We start from the raw sequence: 19883 nt of genomic DNA on the forward strand, positions 1-19883 counted from the left end.
AGTGACCCGCCGTAAGGGCGGAACCCTAAGCAGCCGTTACCGCAGCAACGGATATGTACTCAATCTATCTAAGCTCCTCACAGGCTCAGAGCAACATAAAGAATTGCGTAGATACCTATGCTGCGATAGCGATAGATCAGTCAAAGATGTGTCGCCTGGCAGACAGCCATCGCAGGCAAGCCAGCTCCCACATTGACCTCTGCCGTCAGTGTCCCAGCGCGTCTTTCAAAAACCCCGGCGCGATATAACGCTGATAATGCGCCTCGGACAGGATAAAAAACTCCCGGTCGATGGCATCACGCAACTCCGGCAACGCCCAGTCACGAAACTCCGGCAACAGCACCATGCCATAGGCTTCCAGGTTGGAAATCACCCGTGCGCCACGGGCGATCAACTGATAGGCCCAGCAGTACTCGGACTGATGCGGCACGAAGCGAATCTTGCGCTGCTCCAGTTGCCCGCGCAGCATCTTGGGGTCGAAGACTTCCAGTTTACCGGCCATTACCAGCACCAGCAGTTGCTCGAGCCTGAGCCAGACTGCGCGTTTTTCTTCTTCGTTATAGCCATTCCACTGGATGACTTCATGGTGGAAGCGCTTGCAGCCACGGCACACGAGATCGCCGTACACCGTGGAGCACAGGCCGACGCAAGGGGTCTTGATGGTTTGGTTGGGCATGGGTAACGACACGCAAATCAGCGAAACAATGCGCCATGTTAGCCCTTTGTCTAAGATTCATCACCCAGCAAACTTGGTTAGGCAACTTACCTTTAGATTTTTTTTGCCGTAGAATCATCCGGCCTTGTAAGGCGCCAATAATCCGCTGGAAGCTGTTTTCAAAGCGTCACGAGCACAGTCGTTCCTTCAGAACGGTGTTGGCGTGGATTTGACCCGGTAGGTCAGAGCCCGCGCCAACCCTCATCAGCTCCGTTCTGCAGGCGTAAAACTTTGAAAGCAGCTTCTGTGAGGAATGCCGGCAGCGCTGGCTTTGCGGCCCAAAAAGCCCCCGAGCGCATGCGTGCCGTTCATTTCTGGATGAGCGTCCCGTGGGACCACTGATGAGGGTAATAACTGTGCTTGAAGCCTACCGCAAACATATCGAAGAGCGCGCAGCACTGGGTATCGTTCCCCAGCCGCTTAACGCCGAACAAACCGCAGGCCTGGTCGAGCTGCTGAAAAATCCTCCGGCTGGCGAAGAAGAATTCCTCGTTGACCTGATCACCAACCGCATTCCACCAGGCGTTGACGAAGCTGCCTACGTCAAGGCCGGTTTCCTGTCTGCCCTGGCCAAGGGCGAAGCCACTTCCCCCCTGATCGACAAGAAACGCGCTGTTGAACTGCTTGGCACCATGCAAGGCGGCTACAACATCGTGACGTTGGTCGAGTTGCTGGACGACGCCACGCTTGCACCGGTAGCTGCCGCCCAACTCAAGCACACCCTGCTGATGTTCGATGCGTTCCACGACGTGGCTGAAAAAGCCAAGAACGGCAACGAACACGCCAAAGCCGTGATCCAGTCCTGGGCCGACGGCGAGTGGTTCAAGAACCGCCCGACCCTGGCCGACAAGATCAGCCTGCGCGTGTTCAAGGTGACTGGCGAAACCAACACCGACGACCTGTCCCCTGCGCCTGATGCCTGGTCCCGTCCAGACATCCCGTTGCACGCTCTGGCCATGCTGAAAATGGCCCGTGAAGGCATCGTGCCGGACGAGCAAGGCAAGACCGGCCCGATGAAGCAGATCGAAGAGATGCGCGGCCAGGGCTTCCCGATCGCCTACGTCGGTGACGTGGTCGGTACCGGTTCGTCCCGTAAGTCGGCGACCAACTCCGTACTGTGGTTCTTCGGTGACGACGTTCCTTACGTGCCGAACAAGCGTGCCGGCGGTTTCTGCTTCGGCAGCAAGATCGCTCCAATCTTCTACAACACCATGGAAGATGCGGGCGCACTGCCAATCGAATTCGACGTTACCAACATGAACATGGGCGACGTGATCGACCTGTACCCGCATGCTGGCAAAGTCTGCAAACACGGCACTGACGAAGTCCTGACCACCTTCGAAATGAAGACCCCGGTGCTGTTGGACGAAGTGCGTGCCGGTGGCCGTATCCCGTTGATCATCGGCCGTGGCCTGACCGAGAAGGCTCGCACCGAACTCGGCCTGCCGCCTTCGACCCTGTTCAAGCTGCCGGAAGCGCCGGCTGAAAGCGACAAGGGCTTCACCCTGGCGCAGAAAATGGTCGGCCGTGCATGCGGTCTGGCAGAAGGCAAAGGCGTTCGCCCTGGCACCTACTGCGAACCGAAGATGACCACCGTAGGCTCTCAGGACACCACCGGTCCTATGACCCGTGACGAACTGAAAGACCTGGCGTGCCTGGGCTTCTCGACCGATCTGGTAATGCAGTCGTTCTGCCATACCGCGGCCTACCCAAAGCCGATCGACGTGACCACCCACCACACCCTGCCTGACTTCATCATGACCCGTGGCGGTGTATCGCTGCGTCCAGGCGACGGCATCATCCACAGCTGGCTGAACCGCATGCTGCTGCCGGACACCGTCGGCACCGGTGGTGACTCCCACACCCGTTTCCCGATGGGCATCTCGTTCCCGGCCGGTTCCGGTCTGGTGGCGTTCGCTGCAGCCACTGGCGTTATGCCACTGGACATGCCGGAATCGATCCTGGTGCGCTTCAAAGGCAAAATGCAACCTGGCATCACCCTGCGTGACCTGGTTCACGCCATTCCTTACTACGCGATCCAGGCTGGCCTGCTGACCGTAGAGAAGAAAGGCAAGAAGAACGCCTTCTCCGGCCGCATCCTGGAGATCGAAGGCCTGAACGACCTGACGCTGGAACAGGCTTTCGAGCTGTCCGACGCCTCGGCTGAACGTTCGGCTGCCGGTTGCACCATCAAGCTGTCGAAAGACTCCGTCACCGAGTACCTGAACTCCAACATCACCCTGCTGCGCTGGATGATCGGCGAAGGCTACGGCGATGCACGGACCCTGGAACGTCGCGCCCAAGCGATGGAAGCCTGGGTTGCCAACCCGGAGCTGATGGAAGCCGATGCCGACGCGGAATACGCCGAAATCATCGAAATCGACCTGGCCGAAATCAACGAGCCGATCCTCTGCGCGCCAAACGACCCGGACGATGCTCGTCTGTTGTCCAGCGTTGCCGGCGAGAAGATCGACGAAGTGTTCATCGGTTCGTGCATGACCAACATCGGTCACTTCCGCGCTGCCGGTAAGTTGCTGGAACAGGTCAAGGGTCAGCTGCCAACCCGTCTGTGGCTGTCGCCGCCGACCAAGATGGACGCTCACCAACTGACCGAGGAAGGCTACTACGGCATCTACGGCAAGGCTGGCGCGCGCATGGAAATGCCGGGCTGCTCGCTGTGCATGGGTAACCAGGCACGTGTAGAGCCGAACTCGACGGTTGTGTCGACGTCGACCCGTAACTTCCCGAACCGTCTGGGTGATGGCGCAAACGTCTACCTGGCTTCGGCTGAGCTGGCGGCTGTAGCTTCCACGCTGGGTCGCCTGCCGACCGTCGAAGAGTACATGGGCTACGCGGCCAAACTGGACACCATGGCCAGTGACGTTTACCGCTACCTGAACTTCGACCAGATCGCCGAGTTCCGTAAAATCGCAGCAAGCGCCAACATCCCGGTGATTCAAGCCTAAGGTGTGTTGACGTAAAGGACGCCGCGTATCGAAAGATGCGCGGCGTTTTTTTATGCCTGTGAATTGACGCTCAGCGCAAGCTGTACTGCGTCGTCAACGCTCAAGCCGCTGAGCAATACCTGTGGCGCCGAGGCTTCAGGCAACGCCTGCAACACCTCCCGGGCCTCATGCCGCACGCGCGCCAGAACCAGGCGCTTGCCCTCCCCCCGCACTTGCGCGAAAAACGCTGCCAGCGCTTCGATACTGGTGCCGTCGAGGTCAGGGGACTCTTCCAGGCTCAGCACCACGGCCTCGGCCTGCGATTGACGCATCAGGCGCAACGCCGCGCCGAGGACGCGTTCGGCATTGGCGAAAAACAGCGCTTCGTTGGGCCGTACGATCAACACGCCAGGTACGTCCAGCGCATCGGCATGGTGCTGGCGATCGACAAAGTCGTGACTGTCAGCCAAACGCCCAAGCACCTGAATATCTGCCGACGACATCTGGCGCAACATCAACACCACGCTGATCGCCACGGACACCAACAGCCCGTCCAGTACGCCCAGCAACAGCACGGCCGCCACGGCACAGATCACCAGCAAACGGTCACGCCGCCATAGGAAGTAGCGCCCCAAAGGTTGCAGGCTCAAGCCGCGACCCAGCGCATAGATGACAATGGCGGCGAGCACCGGCTCCGGGGTCAGCGCTACATACGGCAGCACCGTCAACACGATCACCAACACCACCAGCGCGGCAACGATGCCTGCCAGCCGCGAGCCGGCGCCAGCGGCTTCATTGGCCGACGTCGCCGAGTAGCCCGCGCCGGCCGGCATGCCGTGGAACAATCCCGAGATCAGGTTAGCCGCACCCAACGCGAGCAAATCGCGATTGGATGACACCCGATCGCCGTGTTTAAGCGCGAACGAACTGATGGAGCCGTAGGACTCCGCATACAGGATCATGACCAGGGCAAACGCCAATTCGCCCAGGCGCAACCAGTCCGCGAACGGCAGGACCGGGAAGTGGCCCAATTCCAGCCGCAGGTCGATCAGGCCGATCAACGCTACGCCGTGGGCCTGTAGATCCAGGTACTGCCCGGCGCCGATACCGAGGACCACCACCAACAATCCGCCTGGCAGGCGCGGTATTCGCGCGCACAGCCACAACACGACCAACGCAGCCGCCGCAACCAACGCAGCCGGCCAATTCCAACGGGGCAGTTGCTCCAGCAACTGCGGCAGGAAGCGGATCAGGTTGTTGTCGACCAGGTGCACGCCCACCACGCTGGCCAACTGCTTGAGGATGATGGTCAGCGCCAGGCCGAAGGCAAAGCCACGCAACACCGGCTTGGCGATAAACGACGTTACACCGCCCAGCTTGAACAACCCGGCCAACAGGAAAAGCACCCCGGTGATCAACACCAGCCCAAACGCCAGGGACAGTCTCAGCGCCGGGTCATCGCCCGCCAGACTCGACGTAGCCGCCGCCAGCACCGCCGCAGAAGATGACGTCGCCGAGACAATCGCAAAGCGACTGGTGCCGAACAGGCCGTAACACACCAGCCCGGCAAACAAGGCAATCACACCGGCCTGGGGCGGCAGCGCGGCAATGCTCGAATACGCCACGGCCTCCGGCAGCAGCAAACCGGCAATGGATAACCCGGCGAGGATGTCCTGAGTACGATTGGGCGGTGCAACAACAGGCGTTTCGGTTTCAGTTTTCAATCGGCCCAACCCATCCTGGTAAATAACGCGCTTCCTGGCTGCGTGCCAGGACCATGACCTTGCTCAACAACTTGGGGTTTGGCTGGCTGGCCACGTCGCTGCCAATGCGGCTGCGCAAGAAATCCGCCCACAGAAACTCGCTGAATGGCGTCGCGTCCTTGGCGTAGCCGCCGGCCGTGCGCAACATGCCCGCCAGGCTGCGGTAAGGGTCGTCCTGCAAATCGGTAATCTTGCGCGGAATGGCTTCGTAGGTACGCCGTAAACCACGCGCGTCGTAAGGGTGCACCCATTGATTGAACGCCATGACGTTCCAGAACGTGCTGCGGTCCACAAATGACAGGTCCTTGAGCATCAACAAAGACACACTCTTGACGCCCTCCAGCATCAGCGCCAGGCCAAAATGGTGATGATCAGTGATGTAATAGCGCTCGTCCGGGCCGAGCACGCAAGGAAACCAGTGCTTGTCGAGCGCGGCGGCGCGCTCCTTGCGCTTGAGTTTGGTCCAGGCTTCGCGCTTGGTGGCGACTTCAGCCAGGCCCACTGTCAATTGAGTGGGGTGCAGTTTTTCCAGCTTGCCTGTAACCAGTTGCGGACGGGGCCGGGCCATGGGCGTCTCCAAAAAGGGAACCAATAAGCCGACAGCTTAGCCTTCATTGATTGGCCAGTTTTTTCAGCGCGAAAAAAAAGCCGATTCGCGCTGTGCGCGAATCGGCCCTGGAGCGTGCAGCCTGCCGTCAGGACAGCAGCGAGTAGATCAACGCAGTAATCGCAACCAAGCCTACCGCCGTGACAAACACGTTGGACGCCTGCCCACGGTATTTGGCCATGGCCGGCACTTTGCGGATCGCGTACATCGGCATCAGGAACAGGATCGACGCGATGATCGGGCCGCCCAGCGTCTCGATCATGCCCAGGATACTCGGGTTAAGCGTGGCGACGATCCAGCACACCACCAGCATGAACGCAGCGGTCATGCGGTCCAGCGCCTTGGCTGCCGGACGGCGACCGGTTTTAAGCACCAGGCCCTTGAGGCCTTCGCTGGCACCGATGTAGTGGCCCAGGAACGACTTGGCAATCGCCACGAACGCAATCAACGGTGCGGCGAAGGCGATGGTCGGGTTGTCGAAGTGGTTGGCCAAGTACGACAGGATCGACAGGTTCTGCGCTTTCGCTTCGGCCAACTGCGCCGGCGACAGGGTCAGCACGCAGCTGAACACGAAGAACAGCACCATCACCACCATCAACAGGTGCGCACGGGACAGGATCTGCGAACTGCGCTCATCGGCGTTGGCGCCGTACTGGCGCTTCTGGTCAACCGCGAAGGCCGAGATGATCGGCGAATGGTTGAACGAGAACACCATCACCGGAATCGCCAGCCACAGCGTGCTGAGCAACGCCGACGGCGCCGGCACCTCACTGGCGGTGCTGAGAATGCCGCCGGTCCAATGCGGGATCAGGTACACCGCCAGGAACAGCAAGGCGACGATAAACGGATAGACCATCAGGCTCATGGCCTTGACGATCACTTGTTCGCCGCAACGCACCACGGCCAACAGCCCGAGAATCAGCACAAATGCCAGGATCGCGCGCGGCGGCGGCAGGATGTGCAGTTGGTGTTCCATGAAGCTACTGACGGTGTTGGTCAGCGCCACGCTATAGATCAGCAGGATCGGGAAGATGGCGAAGAAGTACAACAAGGTGATCAACGCACCGGCTTTGACACCGAAATGTTCTTCAACCACGTCGGTAATGTCGGAACCTTCGCGGCCGGACAGTACGAAACGGGTTAGCCCACGGTGGGCAAAGAATGTCATCGGGAATGCCAGCAGCGCCAGGATCACGAGTGGCCAAAAGCCCCCCAAGCCCGCGTTGATCGGCAAAAACAAAGTACCGGCGCCGATGGCGGTGCCGAATAGCCCAAGCATCCAGGTGGTGTCCTGGCGGCTCCAGCTTGTGAGGGTTGCAGGTGTCGTTGCATAGCGTTCGTCGACGCTATTGGCCTGATCATTCATCCGGTCGGATCTCCGCATTTTCACGGCCGGGGCGAGTCAGAAAAACCTGACAGGCAGCGCCCCGACCACAACAGGGACGCGATTGTCCGGGATTCTTGTGAATAAGCAAAGACTTAGCAGAGGAATGGTTAGGCACGGCAGCCGTTCACAGACAGCGTTGGCTGCGGTTTTCGAACACTGAGGAGTCGCGTAATCACTGCACACCCACAGCGCGCATCCCTTTAGGAGTTCGAGCTTTTCAAGAAGTACCCTACAGCACGACAAGACACTGCCTGCATCTAAATTATATTTTCACTAAAACACCACTATAACTGTAACAGGAACATTCATAGCTATTGAGCAAACTCGGCCACCCACACTAATATCCCCACGCACTGGAGGTAAACACTGACTAAACTCCCAGGAGTTAAACATGCGAAGACTCACTTTTGTATTGGCCGGCCTGCTTCTGGCTGGGATATTCAATCCATCCAAAAGTTACGCACAACAAGCGGAGCCTGAACGGGATATCCGTGCGCTGGCGTCCTCCCCTCAATGGTTGACCACCAAAGTCTATATCGAAGGGGCCCCGGAAAAAGACGTCAAGGCAAACTACCCCGGCGTAGTGGGCATATCAATGTGGGACCCTCAGCGAAACCGCTATGAGTTCTTTTATACCGATACCGGGCGATCAAAATACGCGGATGGCGGTGGCGGGTATTTCCTGGTCACGGGCGACAGGAAAACCCACATTCTGGTGCCTGACGCTGGACCTACCAGAACCGTTGTCAGACGGCTGGAAAAGCTGGATAGCAGCGAGTTCACCTATTCTCGATAAGTACCTCGCGACATGGTAGCCAATCAGCCAACGGTTCGAATTTATGTGGTGCACGCCCCTTACAACGGCCCCATAAAGACAGCCATGTCGAACTAAGCGAACTCAAACACTGCATTAAAATGCCACGTTGACTCGGCATACCCACCGCAATGTTATTGGCGCGCACTGCCCTCACTTGGCTATATGAGCACGCCTTTCTATAAAAAAAGCAAGGTACCGACACATGAACATACTCACTCCTCGTACGTCACTGTTAATACCTGCACTGCTCGCGATTATCCTGCTGCCAAGCGTGGTCACCGCGCAGACCGGCGCAAGTTCCAGCGCAAAAAATATTACCGCCACAGCCGACAACGCCGTTATGTTGACCGTATTTCTTAAACACGATCAGTCACGGCCGTTAAGTGCGTTGAAAGCCCAACTGGCCAAGCAGGAGTTTCACAAAGTATTTCCGCCTGCCGGCGTGGAAGTCGTGAGTTGGAATATCACCATGGGCATCGGACAGGTCATCGTCCTGCGCCTTCCGGCATCGCGCCTGGCTGAGGTCAATTTAGCGATCGAAAACACCGCCTGGGGCGTTTACAAGACGGAATTCTTCCCCACCTATGATTTCATGCCGATAGCACAGGCCGAGCAAATCAAGGCGCGGAAGGCTGGCGCGGCTCAATAGGGACACCTCGCGGCTGAACGGTTATGGCGTCACCCTCGCTCGCTCGCACGATACGCAGCAGCAGGTTTGTGAGACGAGTTCCTTGAGGCCGTGCACTACACCAAAGCGATTGGACGCACCCGTTGACAGACTCGCGTACGCGCCAGCATGATCGGGCCATGAACTTTACTCAGCGACGCCTCACCCGCACCATCACCACGACCGCTTATGGCGGGTCGTGCGGTTGCTGTGGGTGCGTGAACTAGAGACACCCAGAAACAACCCAAGGCCCCGCCAGCAATGGACGGGGCCTTTTTATTGCTCCGCCCTCTGGCCACTGCAAGGAGCAAGACCATGGCAAACGCCCTGCTGATCATCGATATGCAAACCGGTTTATACGACGGGCCGGAAAAACCCTTCGAGCGCGAACGTGTGCTCGACACCATCAACCAGCTTATCCATCGCGCCCGCAGCGCCAACGCACCGATCTTCGTTGCCCGGCACACTGGCCCCGCGGGCTCGCCGATTGAAGCCGGCAGCCCACTCTGGCAGCTGTGGCACGGCCTGGAGGTCGAAGAAGCGCGCGACCACCTGTTCAATAAAACCCGCCCCAGCTGCTTCCTGGGGACTGATCTGGCGAATCAGTTGGCCGCCGCGCAGGTCAATGAACTGGTGATTGTCGGGATGAAAACCCAGTTCTGCATCGACACCACTTGCCGAGTAGCGGTGGAGCTTGGGTTTTCGGTGGTATTGACGCAGGACGGCCATACTTGCATGGACACTCCGACGTTGTCGGCCGAGGCGATCATCGAGCATCACAACGCGACCCTGGCCGGGGCATTTGTGAAGCGGGTGACAGCGCAGACTATTGAGTTCCAGTGATACCTATGCGGGATTTTTTGTGACTGAACAAAACGTTCCGTCTTACAAATCCCGCATACTCATTCTCTCAAACCCTTCAGGAAGAGCCTTCCGATGTCCACCACTGTTCTGGTCCTGGTTGAAACCATCAACGAATACCTGCAAATCATTGAGAGCAACGACTTTCACGTGATTCTGGCGCCGACGCCGGCCGAGCGCGCCCAAGCGATCAAGGCCCATGGTGGGCAGATCAAGGCGGTGCTGACTCGTGGGCCGTTGGGCTTGTATGCCGAGGAAATCGCCGCGCTGCCGCTGCTGGAGATCATCTGCGTGATCGGCGCTGGCTACGAGCATGTTGACCTGCAGGCGGCGAGCAATCGCGGGATTGTTGTGACCAACGGCGCGGGTGTGAACGCACCGTCAGTGGCCGACCACGCCATGGCGTTGCTGCTGTCGCTGGTGCGCGGCATTCCGCAAACGGACGCGGCCGTACGGCGCAGCGAATGGCCGAAGGTGATGCGTCCTTCCCTGGGCGGTAAACACCTGGGCATTCTCGGCCTTGGCGCGGTGGGCATGGAGATCGCCAAGCGCGCCGCCCTCGGGTTCGGCATGGAGGTGAGTTACCACAACCGCCAGCCCCGCGATGACGTGGATTACACCTACTGCGCAACGGCCGTGGAGCTTGCGCGCACATCGGACTTCCTGATCCTGGCGACACCCGGTGGCGCAAGTACCCGTCACCTGATTGATCGCCACGCCCTGGACGCCCTGGGGCCGCACGGTTACCTGGTGAACATCGGGCGCGGCAGTGTGGTTGTGACCGCTGACCTGGTGACCGCCCTTGAGCAGCGGCGTATCGGCGGTGCCGCACTGGATGTGTTCGACGATGAGCCCAAAGTGCCCGACGCCCTCAAACACCTGAGCAATACCGTGCTCACCTCCCATGTGGCCGGCCTGTCGCCGGAAGCGGCCCATGACACCGTGCAGCGCGTGGCCGACAACCTGGTGGAATACTTCGCGGGCCGCCCCGTTCTGACGCCCGTTACCTTGCCGCCACGCAACTAGTAGCGATTAGCCAGCGCCTGCGCAAAACCTGACTACACTGTTTTCGGGGATGCTCAGGACGTCGGTGCAGGACCGGCGAAGGAACGCACAATGTTTGGCCATGGACTCGGCCCGGCCCTCCAACGCGGGGTCATCGGCCTGGTGGGCGCTGTAACCCTCGGGATCGCGTTGTTGTTTCTGTTGCTGGTGATCGACAGCGGTCGCTTGTACCTGGAGAAGCGCAAGTTGCAGCGCGTCGCCGATACCGCGGCGCTGGAAGCGGTGAGCCGCGGCGGCACATGCGCGGCGCCCAATAACAATGCAGCGCAATTCGCAACGCAAAGCGCGGAACGCAACAACTTCAAGGTCGACGCCGATCGCACGCTGGCAATCGCCTGCGGCACCCTGGCCACCGGTGCTGACTTTATACGCACCTTCAGCGCCGATCCCAACAAGGCCGACGCCATCCGGGTCATCGCCACCCATCGCGTCACGACCAGCGTTGGCCACGCCATCCACTCATTATTCTCGGGACGAACCCTCAGCCAGACCTCTCTCTTGAGCGCCACGGCGGTCGCTGCCGCACCCTCGCCGCCCGTGGCGACCCTCACCGTTCGCAGTACCTTGTTGACGGTGGACAGCACCAAATCGGCGGCACTCAATGGCTTGATCGGCGGTTTGCTGGGCGGCAAATTGCAAATCGATGCGGTGGGCTGGAAAGGCTTGATCAACACGGACATCAGCTTGCTCAGCTACCTGGACGCGTTGGCTATCCGCCTGAATGTCAGCGCCGGCAACTACGACCAGTTGCTTAAGACCGACGCGACCGTCGGCCAGTTGATCCAGGCCGCCATCGATGTGCTCAAGCTGGGCGGTGATGCGGTCAAGGTGGTGATCAATAACCTCGAAGCAATCAAGCTGATTGCGCCAGGCACACAGATCCTGCACCTGGGCGACCTGATCAATATACAAAACGGCACGGACAAGAGCGCCCTGGACGTCAACCTGCAACTGTTCAACCTGATTCAGGGCTTTGTGCAGCTATCCAACAAAGCCAGCGCAGTGGCCGTCGAATTGCCGGTGGACGTACTGGGGCTGCTGAATATCACGGTCAAGACCCGTGTCATCGAACCCGCGCAGATTTCTGCAATTGGCAACCCGCAGTTGATCGATACCCAGCCGATTTTTGTCAGGACCGCGCAAGTCCGCACCTGGATTTCCTTGAAGCTGCCCGTCATCGACGTGCTCAATAAAGTGATCGGCCTGGTCACCGATGTGGTGGGTTTGCTGCTGGGCAGTTCACTCGATCCTGTGCCGGGCACGCAAATAGACATTGCCCTCGAGGCCGCCAGCGGTAGCAGTTACGTCACCGGCTACCGCTGCAACGGGCCCGCAGACAAATCACTGTCCGTGTCAGGCAGCACGTCTGCGGTGCGATTGATGGTGGGCCAGATAGATCCGAAAAACCTGTTTTCCTCCACCGAAACCCTGAAAGTCGACGATTTTCCGCTGCTCGACCTTGGCGTCAAAAAATGCAGCCAAGGCGTGTGCGAGCCTAGGCAGCCCTACGCAGTCGGCGGCCTCAGCCTGAGGGTCGACAGCAGCGTGGCCGAGACCACGCGCAACCATGTCTACGTGGCGCCTCCGGAGGTGAAACAGCCACCGAGCTACTTCAGCTTCAGTTCCAATAACGTCATCGGCAGCTTGAGCAACACCCTTAACGGAATTCGGCTGACCAGCCATACACCGACGCTCGACGGGCTTCTAGGCTTAGTGCTCGGCCTGGTGGTCGGCATACTGACCGAGGTCCTGAACCTGCTCAGCGGTATCATCTCAAGCCTGCTCAGCCCATTGCTCGACCCACTGGTCAACAGCCTGCTCGCGGGCCTGGGCATCGACCTGGCAAAAGTCGAAATAGGTGCCAACCTGTCCTGCAACCCCGGTGGCCGGGCGATGCTGGTGATTTGAACACATCAAGCCCGCTGATCATCATCCAACACGCTAACCTATTAAGCCGCCCCGACCTTGTCGCTGGGCGGTGGTGCGCATTAGATTAGCCAATAGTCCAAGGCCTTTAGAATAAGCAGAAGGGATAAGCATGGCGCTTAACGACCAATCGACCCAGATTCGCCCAGGCGAAGAACTTGATGCCAGCCTGATCGATCCCTACCTCAAGGCCCACATTCCGGGCTTGAGCGGCACGGTCAAAATCAGCCAGTTCCCCGGCGGTGCGTCGAACCTGACTTACCTGCTTGAATACCCGGGCCAGGAATTCGTGCTGCGGCGCCCGCCGTTTGGCCACAAGGCCAAGTCCGCCCATGACATGGGCCGCGAGTACCGCATTCTCAACCAGCTGAAAGACGGCTTCCCCTATTGCCCTAAAGCCTATGTGCATTGCACCGATGAGTCGGTGATCGGCGCCGAGTTCTATGTGATGGAACGGGTCAACGGCATCATTCTGCGCTCCGACCTGCCGCCCGAGCTGGGCCTGGATGCGGCCAGGACCGAAGCCCTGTGCAAAAGCTTTATCGACAAGTTCGTCGAACTGCACCAAGTCGATTACACCGCCTGCGGCCTGGCCGACCTGGGCAAGCCTGAAGGCTACGTAGAGCGCCAGATTCGCGGCTGGAGCGACCGCTACGAAAAAGCCCTGACCCCCGATGCCCCACGCTGGGAAGCGGTGCGCGCATGGCTCAACGACAAGATGCCGGCCGACCACCCTACCTCCAGCATCGTGCACAACGACTACCGCTTCGACAATGTGATCCTCGACCCCAACAACCCGATGCAGATCATCGGCGTGCTGGACTGGGAGCTGACCACCTTGGGCGACCCGTTGATGGATTTGGGCAACACCCTCGCCTACTGGATCGAAGCCGCTGACCCCGCGCCCGTGCAACTGATGCGCCGCCAGCCGAGCAACGCCCCCGGCATGCTCACGCGCCGCCAGTTCGTCGATTACTACGCCGAGCGCGCCGGCATCCAGGTCGACAATTTCGATTTCTATTACACCTACGGCCTGTTCCGCCTGGCCGGTATCGTGCAGCAGATCTACTACCGCTTTTTCCACGGCCAAACCCAGGACAAACGCTTTGCGCAGTTCATCCATATGAACAAGCTGCTGGAGCAAATGAGCCTGAATGTCATCGACAAATCCGCCCTCTGAAGGAAACCTTATGTCCAAGACTCACCTGTTCGACCTCGACGGCAAGATTGCTTTTGTTTCCGGCGCCAGCCGCGGTATCGGTGAAGCCATTGCCAAGCTCCTGGCCCAGCAAGGCGCCCATGTGATTGTCTCCAGCCGCAAGCTTGAAGGCTGCCAGCACGTGGCCGATGCGATCATCGCCGCAGGCGGCAAGGCCACCGCCGTGGCCTGCCATATCGGCGAAATGGAACAGATCACCCAGGTGTTCGCCGGCATCCGTGAACAGTTCGGGCGCCTGGATATCCTGGTCAACAACGCCGCGACCAACCCGCAATTCTGCAACGTGCTCGACACCGACCTCGGCGCCTTCCAGAAGACGGTTGACGTCAACATTCGCGGCTACTTCTTCATGTCCGTGGAAGCCGGCAAGCTCATGCGCGATAACGGCGGCGGCAGCATCATCAACGTGGCGTCGATCAACGGTATTTCCCCAGGTGTATTCCAGGGTATTTACTCGGTGACCAAGGCCGCCGTGATCAACATGACCAAGGTATTTGCCAAAGAGTGCGCGGCGTTCGGCATCCGTTGCAACGCCCTGCTGCCTGGCCTGACCGACACCAAGTTCGCTTCGGCGCTGGTGAAGAACGACGCGATCCTGAAAATGGCCCTGGCGCAGATCCCACTCAAGCGCGTGGCGGACCCGAGCGAAATGGCCGGCGCGGTGTTGTTCCTGGCCAGCGATGCCTCCAGCTACACCACCGGTATATCGCTGAATGTGGACGGTGGTTTCCTGTCCTGACCCGCCAGGCACAACCACATCCCTATGAGAGCTGGCACGCCCGCGACAGCGGCGTGCCAGCCATTGGATTGACCGGCACAGCACCATCATGCGCAAGCTTGAAGCCGATTGGTTCAGGGGCGCTTGAACTGTTGGCGTAGCGCTTCGATCCGCGGTCGGCAGGCACACCCTTCCAAGTGGTCATTGACCATGCCCATGGCCTGCATCAGCGCATACATCGTGGTCGGGCCGACAAAGGTCCAGCCGCGTTTCTTCAAGGCTTTCGGCAAACGCACCGAAGCCGGTGACGTCGGGTTGCCTGTCCAGTAAGCCATGTCCACCACCTGCGGACGCTCATCATCCACAGGTTCAAATGCCCACAGCCAGCGCGCCAGCGAGCCGGTTTCATCCACCAGTTCACACGCTCTGCGCGCATTGTTGATGGTAGAGACGATCTTCGCGCGGTTGCGCACGATGCCCGGGTCATTCATCAGCCGCGCTATGTCGGGCTCGGTGTATTGCGCCACGCGGCGAAAGTCAAAGCCCTCAAACGCGGCCCGAAACTGCTCGCGCTTGCGCAAAATGGTGATCCAGGCCATGCCCGCCTGAAAACCTTCCAGGCAGATCTTCTCGTACAGCTGGATATCGTCGGCTACCGGCACGCCCCATTCATCATCGTGGTAACGCGGGTACTCCGGCGCCGCCGTGCGCCAGGTGCAGTGAGTCAGCCCTGCTGCATTCGTGGTCAGTCCTGGTTTGTCCATCATCACCTCGCGTAACAAGCGGCGGATGATAAGCGAAAATTTTTCCGACCCGCCAACCGCTCAAGCATCGCAATCACCGACCAACTGGTCAGACCGGGACCGGTCAAGCACTGAATATTTACTTGTAGTTTCAAAAAAACCCGGCGTAGACTGGCCGCGCACTGGACTTACCGGTAAGACCACAACAATTAAGCCCTGGAACCACCAGGGCACCGAATAGAGATCCCTCCCATGCTCAGATGGTGCTCGCGTTCGATTTTCCTGCAAGTCGTGATTGGCCTGATGCTCGGCATCGTCTGCGGCCTGGCCCTTCCCGAATTCTCCTCGCAACTCAAACCCCTGGGTGACGGCTTTATCAAGCTGATCAAGATGCTGATTGGCCTGATCGTGTTTTGCGTGGTGGTCAGCGGTATTTCCGGCGCCGGCGACTTGAAAAAAGTCGGCCGTATCGGCCTCAAGTCGGTGATCTACTTTGAAGTGCTCACCACCGTCGCCCTGGTGATCGGCCTGATCATGGCCTTCAGCACCGGTATCGGCACCGGCGCCAATATCCACCTGGAACAGTTGTCCTCCGCCGGCCTGAATGAACTGGCCGACAAGGGCCAGCATATCCGCGGCACCAGCCAGTTCCTGATGGAGCTGATTCCCAACTCGGTGATCGGCGCCTTCGCCGACAACAATGTGCTGCAAGTGCTGCTGTTCTCGGTGCTGTTCGGCAGCGCGCTGAACCTGGTGGGTGAAGCCGCTTCCGGCATCTCGCGGCTGATCAATGAACTGAGCCATGTCATCTTCCGCATCATGGGCATGATCGTACGCCTGGCGCCCATCGGCGTGTTCGGTGCCATCGCCTTCACCACCAGCACTTATGGCCTGGATTCGCTGCAACACCTGGGCAGCCTGGTGGGCTTGTTCTACCTGACCTGCTTTGCCTTTGTCGGGCTGGTGCTTGGCCTGGTAATGCGCCTGTCCGGCCTGCGCATGCTGCCGCTGCTCAAGTACCTGCGCGAAGAGCTGCTGATCGTGATGGGCACCGCGTCGTCCGACGCCGTGCTGCCACAGATCATGCGCAAACTTGAACACCTGGGCATCGGCAGCTCGACGGTCGGTTTGGTGATTCCAACCGGCTACTCATTCAACCTCGACGGTTTCTCGATCTACCTGACCCTGGCCATCGTGTTTATCGCCAATGCCACCGGCACGCCGTTGTCGATGACCGACCTGTTGACCATTTTGCTGGTGTCGCTGATCACCTCCAAAGGTGCCCACGGGATTCCAGGCTCGGCGCTGGTGATTCTGGCGGCGACCCTCACGGCCATTCCGGCGATTCCGGTGGTGGGCCTGGTGCTGGTGCTGGCGGTGGACTGGTTCATGGGCATCGGCCGCGCGCTGACCAACCTGATCGGCAACTGTGTCGCCACCGTGGCCATTGCACGCTGGGAAAAAGACATCGATATCCAGCGCGCCAACAAGGTGCTGCACGGCGAGCAAGGCTATGCCTTTCAGGCCAAGAAGCCGGTGTTGCCGGCGCATCAGGAGTTCTGACCAGCGCTCAAGCACGACACAAATCCAAGGTGGGAGCTGGCTTGCCTGCGATAACGGTGGGTCAGCAACAGAGATGTTGACTGACCCACCGTTATCGCAGGCAAGCCAGCTCCCACACTGGATCGTCACAAGACTCACCATTGTATTTGCACTCTCAAGGAGACGTAGACGTGATCAGCACCTCAACCGTCGTCAACTCAGTCGTAGAAAAACTGCGCGCGGCCCTGGCCCGGGGCCAGTGGCGGCGTGGCGAAATGCTGCCCGGCCAGCGCGAACTGGCCGAGCAGATGGGCATCAGTCGCCCGAGCCTGCGTGAAGCCGTGATCGTGCTGGAAACCCTCGGCCTGGTGCGTTCGATGCCGGGCAAGGGCGTGGTGGTGCTGGAAACCAGCCTCAGCGAACCGCAATCGAGCGACGCCGTGGCGGACGCAAGCCTCGAAGACATCCTGCAACTGCGCTACACCCTAGAGCCCTTCATCGTCGGCCTGGTCGCCCAGTCCATCAGCAGCAAGGAAGTCGGCCAACTGCGCCTGACACTCATGGACATGCGCGAAGCCCTGGATGCCGGCGATGCCGAAGCGGGCATGAACGCCTACATAGGCTTCCACGAAGAACTGTTCGCCCTCACCTCCAACCCGATCTTCCAGAACGTGGTGCAACAGACCAGCAACGCCCTCAAGCAGAGCGCCCAGGTGTTGCGTAACTCACCCGAACACCTGGCGGAACGCCTGCAGGAAAACGAGGCCGTGGTGCGCGCGATCCGCAACAAGAACAGCGCCCTGGCGAGTGCCGAAATGCGTCGGCACATCCTTCAGGAAGGCCTGCGCATGGGCATTCGCTTGAACATCCCGGACGACCATCTGGGCAGCTGACTTTTTGGAGACAGGCCATGACCGCTCACGCGCTGCACCGCAAATCAGTCCTCACCGCCCTGCCCGCGATGCGCCTGGTGGCAGGTAAAAAGCCGTCGGTGGAAGACATCTACCCGCGCCTGTTCGACGCCATTCTGGAACAACGCATCGCACCCGCCAGCCGTTTTACCGAAGAAAGCCTGGGCGAAACCTTTGGTGTGAGCCGCAGCGTGATTCGCCGGGTACTGGCAAAGCTGTCGCATCAGCAAGTCATCATTCTGCGCCCCAACCAGCGCGCCCAAGTGGCCGCGCCGGATGCCCTGCAGACGCGACAGATTCTGGAAGCGCGACGCCTGACGGAAATCACCGTGGTGCAGTTGGCCTGTGTGCACGCCACACCGACCCAGGTTCGGCACTTGCATGAGCTGATCGCTCGTGAACGTGAGTGCATCGAGCGCGATCAACGCGGGCCGGCGATTCGCCTGTCCGGGGAATTCCACCTGCAATTGGCCGCGATGGCGCGTAATGCTCCGCTGGCTCAGTTTCTCAACAGCCTGGTACCGCTGACCTCGCTGATCATCGCCCAATATGAGGCGCACGCCTGCACGTACTGTGCGTGGCAGGAGCATGCAGCCATTGTCGACGCCGTCGAGCAACGGGATGTGAACAGCGCAGTCAGCCTGATGACCGAGCATCTGGATCACCTGGAAACCAAGCTACTGAGCCGCGCTGCATTTGCGAAAAACCCGACAGAACCGGTTATCGCTGACAGGCAAAATGCATTCATTCCTTAGCTCAAGTTTTACACGCGGATGAATACCTCTATGCGAGCCTTCACCTTTACGTTGTTCGCTGCCATTTTCGCTCTACCTCTCATTGCTCAAGCACAGGCAGGCGACGAGTCAGGTATCGGAACTGCCATCATCACCCCAGCGCACCCTGTGTGGTTGCTTGAGCAACCCTACGCAGACAGCCCGATGCTCACCGCGCGTACTTTTGGTGTCAGCGCCTACGGCGGCTTTCACGTCAAGGCCAGCCTGGAAATCAGCTGTCACCCGCAGAACCCGACGGCCAGCCTTGCGCTGCAGATCACCCCGCAATCACTGGGTTTCGACAGCGATCCGTTTGAAGGCAAAGATGCCAGCGCAAACGGCCCGTTGCGTATTACCACCGGAACACGCGCGAGCATCGAACGCCCGGTAAATGGCGTTTGGACTTACGCCGGGGCTTTCCAGATCGGTACGGTCTTTGCGCTCAGCACCTCTGTTCCGCCCGATGAAGTAGCCTACTGGGTCAGCGATGCTTCGCGAGGCCAAGCGCTAAAACTTTCATTAGCCCCGGCCACAGAAGGCGCAGAGCGGTTGACCGCAACGTTCGCGTTGCCGGAAAACAACAACGGGTTGAAAAAAATCATCCAGTCTTGCCAGGGTATTGCCAGCGCGACCCCGCGCTAGTTTTTGAGATCAAACACACTGTGAGAGCTACTTGCCTGCGATAACCGTCTCTCAGTGGAGAATGGGCTCCCACAAAAAAGCAGCCCTGTTTTTGCCCTGCTTTTGCTTCAACCACTCAGGTCGGCTACCAGGCCGCCGTGCTCTACTTTTGATTTTGATCTGACAGGCCCTGTTAATCACATTTTGAACTCAGCACATCAGGCAGAGGGTATGCGGCTCTTCAGGCTGTACTCAGTCAATGTGGGAGCTGACTTGTCGGACCGCGGAACCGCTGCGATGGCATCAGCTGGGTATGCCTGATGGACCGAGGTGCCGGCATCGCAGGCAAGCCAGCTCCCACAGAAAAGCAGCCCTGTTTTTGCCCTGCTTTTGCTTCAACCACTCAGGTCGGCTACCAGGCCGCCGTGCTCTGCTTTTGATCTGCTGTTGATCTTGATCTGAGAGGCCCCGTTAACCACGCTGGCCGAACGCAGGCTTGAATCCGTGGGTAACCCGGCAGGACGCCGGGTTAGCCGCACTGGGCCAAGGATGGCCCATCGCGGCGGCCCACGGATTCAAGCCGGAGTGCGGGCATGCCGAGCC

16 protein-coding genes and 1 pseudogene are annotated in these 19883 nt (G+C 59.5%); 12 read left to right on the top strand and 5 right to left on the bottom strand.

The window, feature by feature from the left end; translation table 11 throughout:
• Positions 1-205: 205 nt before the first annotated feature.
• Positions 206-676 (bottom strand): DUF1289 domain-containing protein, encoded by a 471-nt coding sequence (locus ACDZ94_RS24290; protein WP_064452676.1) that lies wholly within the window; start codon positions 674-676, stop codon positions 206-208.
• A gap of 395 nt (positions 677-1071) precedes the next feature.
• On the opposite strand from ACDZ94_RS24290, the gene acnB reads away from it, so the two are divergent.
• Positions 1072-3681 carry a bifunctional aconitate hydratase 2/2-methylisocitrate dehydratase gene (gene acnB / locus ACDZ94_RS24295; protein WP_064452677.1) on the top strand — a complete coding sequence of 870 codons (2610 nt, stop codon included), beginning with the start codon at positions 1072-1074 and terminating at the stop codon, positions 3679-3681.
• 50 nt (positions 3682-3731) lie between these two features.
• Here acnB and ACDZ94_RS24300 read toward each other — a convergent pair whose 3' ends face one another.
• The 3 genes from ACDZ94_RS24300 to ACDZ94_RS24310 all read right to left on the bottom strand — a co-directional run bounded on the left by ACDZ94_RS24300 (position 3732) and on the right by ACDZ94_RS24310 (position 7396).
• Positions 3732-5384, bottom strand: coding sequence for a SulP family inorganic anion transporter (locus tag ACDZ94_RS24300; RefSeq protein ID WP_064452678.1), 1653 nt, complete (start codon positions 5382-5384; stop codon positions 3732-3734).
• Positions 5374-5991 (bottom strand): ParB-like protein, encoded by a 618-nt coding sequence (locus tag ACDZ94_RS24305; RefSeq protein WP_221294932.1) that lies wholly within the window; start codon positions 5989-5991, stop codon positions 5374-5376. Before ACDZ94_RS24305 ends, ACDZ94_RS24300 begins: the two co-directional genes overlap by 11 nt.
• A 127-nt stretch (positions 5992-6118) precedes the next feature.
• Entirely contained in the window at positions 6119-7396 is a 1278-nt protein-coding gene (locus ACDZ94_RS24310) for a serine/threonine transporter (protein ID WP_064452680.1), read from the bottom strand.
• A gap of 412 nt (positions 7397-7808) precedes the next feature.
• Here ACDZ94_RS24310 and ACDZ94_RS24315 point away from each other — a divergent pair.
• From ACDZ94_RS24315 to ACDZ94_RS24345, 7 genes and pseudogenes are all read left to right on the top strand, one after another.
• Positions 7809-8309 (top strand): annotated as a pseudogene (locus tag ACDZ94_RS24315) (DUF4822 domain-containing protein).
• A gap of 127 nt (positions 8310-8436) precedes the next feature.
• Positions 8437-8883, top strand: a complete 447-nt coding sequence (locus ACDZ94_RS24320) for a hypothetical protein (protein WP_262664937.1) — start codon at positions 8437-8439, stop codon at positions 8881-8883.
• Between the two features lie 333 nt (positions 8884-9216).
• Positions 9217-9744 carry a cysteine hydrolase family protein gene (locus tag ACDZ94_RS24325; protein ID WP_432751564.1) on the top strand — a complete coding sequence of 176 codons (528 nt, stop codon included), beginning with the start codon at positions 9217-9219 and terminating at the stop codon, positions 9742-9744.
• Positions 9745-9837: 93 nt separating this feature from the next.
• The gene (locus ACDZ94_RS24330) at positions 9838-10788 is read left to right on the top strand and encodes a 2-hydroxyacid dehydrogenase (protein WP_064452684.1); all 951 of its coding nucleotides are present in this window, start codon (positions 9838-9840) and stop codon (positions 10786-10788) included.
• A gap of 90 nt (positions 10789-10878) precedes the next feature.
• On the top strand, positions 10879-12735 hold the full coding sequence (locus ACDZ94_RS24335) for a pilus assembly protein TadG-related protein (RefSeq protein WP_432751565.1): 1857 nt from the start codon (positions 10879-10881) through the stop codon (positions 12733-12735).
• 130 nt (positions 12736-12865) lie between these two features.
• Positions 12866-13933 (top strand): phosphotransferase family protein, encoded by a 1068-nt coding sequence (locus tag ACDZ94_RS24340; protein ID WP_064452686.1) that lies wholly within the window; start codon positions 12866-12868, stop codon positions 13931-13933.
• Between the two features lie 10 nt (positions 13934-13943).
• Positions 13944-14711: an SDR family oxidoreductase gene (locus tag ACDZ94_RS24345; protein WP_064452687.1), complete on the top strand. Its 768-nt coding sequence runs from the start codon at positions 13944-13946 to the stop codon at positions 14709-14711.
• A gap of 113 nt (positions 14712-14824) precedes the next feature.
• Here the strand turns inward: ACDZ94_RS24345 and ACDZ94_RS24350 are convergent, their stop codons facing one another.
• Positions 14825-15454 (bottom strand): DNA-3-methyladenine glycosylase I, encoded by a 630-nt coding sequence (locus tag ACDZ94_RS24350; RefSeq protein WP_432751566.1) that lies wholly within the window; start codon positions 15452-15454, stop codon positions 14825-14827.
• 216 nt (positions 15455-15670) lie between these two features.
• Between ACDZ94_RS24350 and ACDZ94_RS24355 the strand changes: the two genes are divergently transcribed.
• The 4 genes from ACDZ94_RS24355 (at position 15671) to ACDZ94_RS24370 (ending at position 19301) form a co-directional block, all read left to right on the top strand.
• Positions 15671-16996, top strand: a complete 1326-nt coding sequence (locus tag ACDZ94_RS24355) for a C4-dicarboxylate transporter DctA (protein WP_262668026.1) — start codon at positions 15671-15673, stop codon at positions 16994-16996.
• A 170-nt stretch (positions 16997-17166) separates the two neighbouring features.
• A complete protein-coding gene (locus ACDZ94_RS24360; protein ID WP_053255777.1) occupies positions 17167-17868 on the top strand; it encodes a FadR/GntR family transcriptional regulator in 702 nt (233 codons plus the stop codon).
• Between the two features lie 17 nt (positions 17869-17885).
• Positions 17886-18641 carry a GntR family transcriptional regulator gene (locus tag ACDZ94_RS24365; protein ID WP_237140850.1) on the top strand — a complete coding sequence of 252 codons (756 nt, stop codon included), beginning with the start codon at positions 17886-17888 and terminating at the stop codon, positions 18639-18641.
• Between the two features lie 30 nt (positions 18642-18671).
• A complete protein-coding gene (locus ACDZ94_RS24370; protein WP_432751567.1) occupies positions 18672-19301 on the top strand; it encodes a hypothetical protein in 630 nt (209 codons plus the stop codon).
• Positions 19302-19883 lie beyond the last annotated feature (582 nt).

This window comes from Pseudomonas sp. UBT (assembly GCF_050915955.1).
GTDB lineage: Bacteria > Pseudomonadota > Gammaproteobacteria > Pseudomonadales > Pseudomonadaceae > Aquipseudomonas > Aquipseudomonas antarctica_A.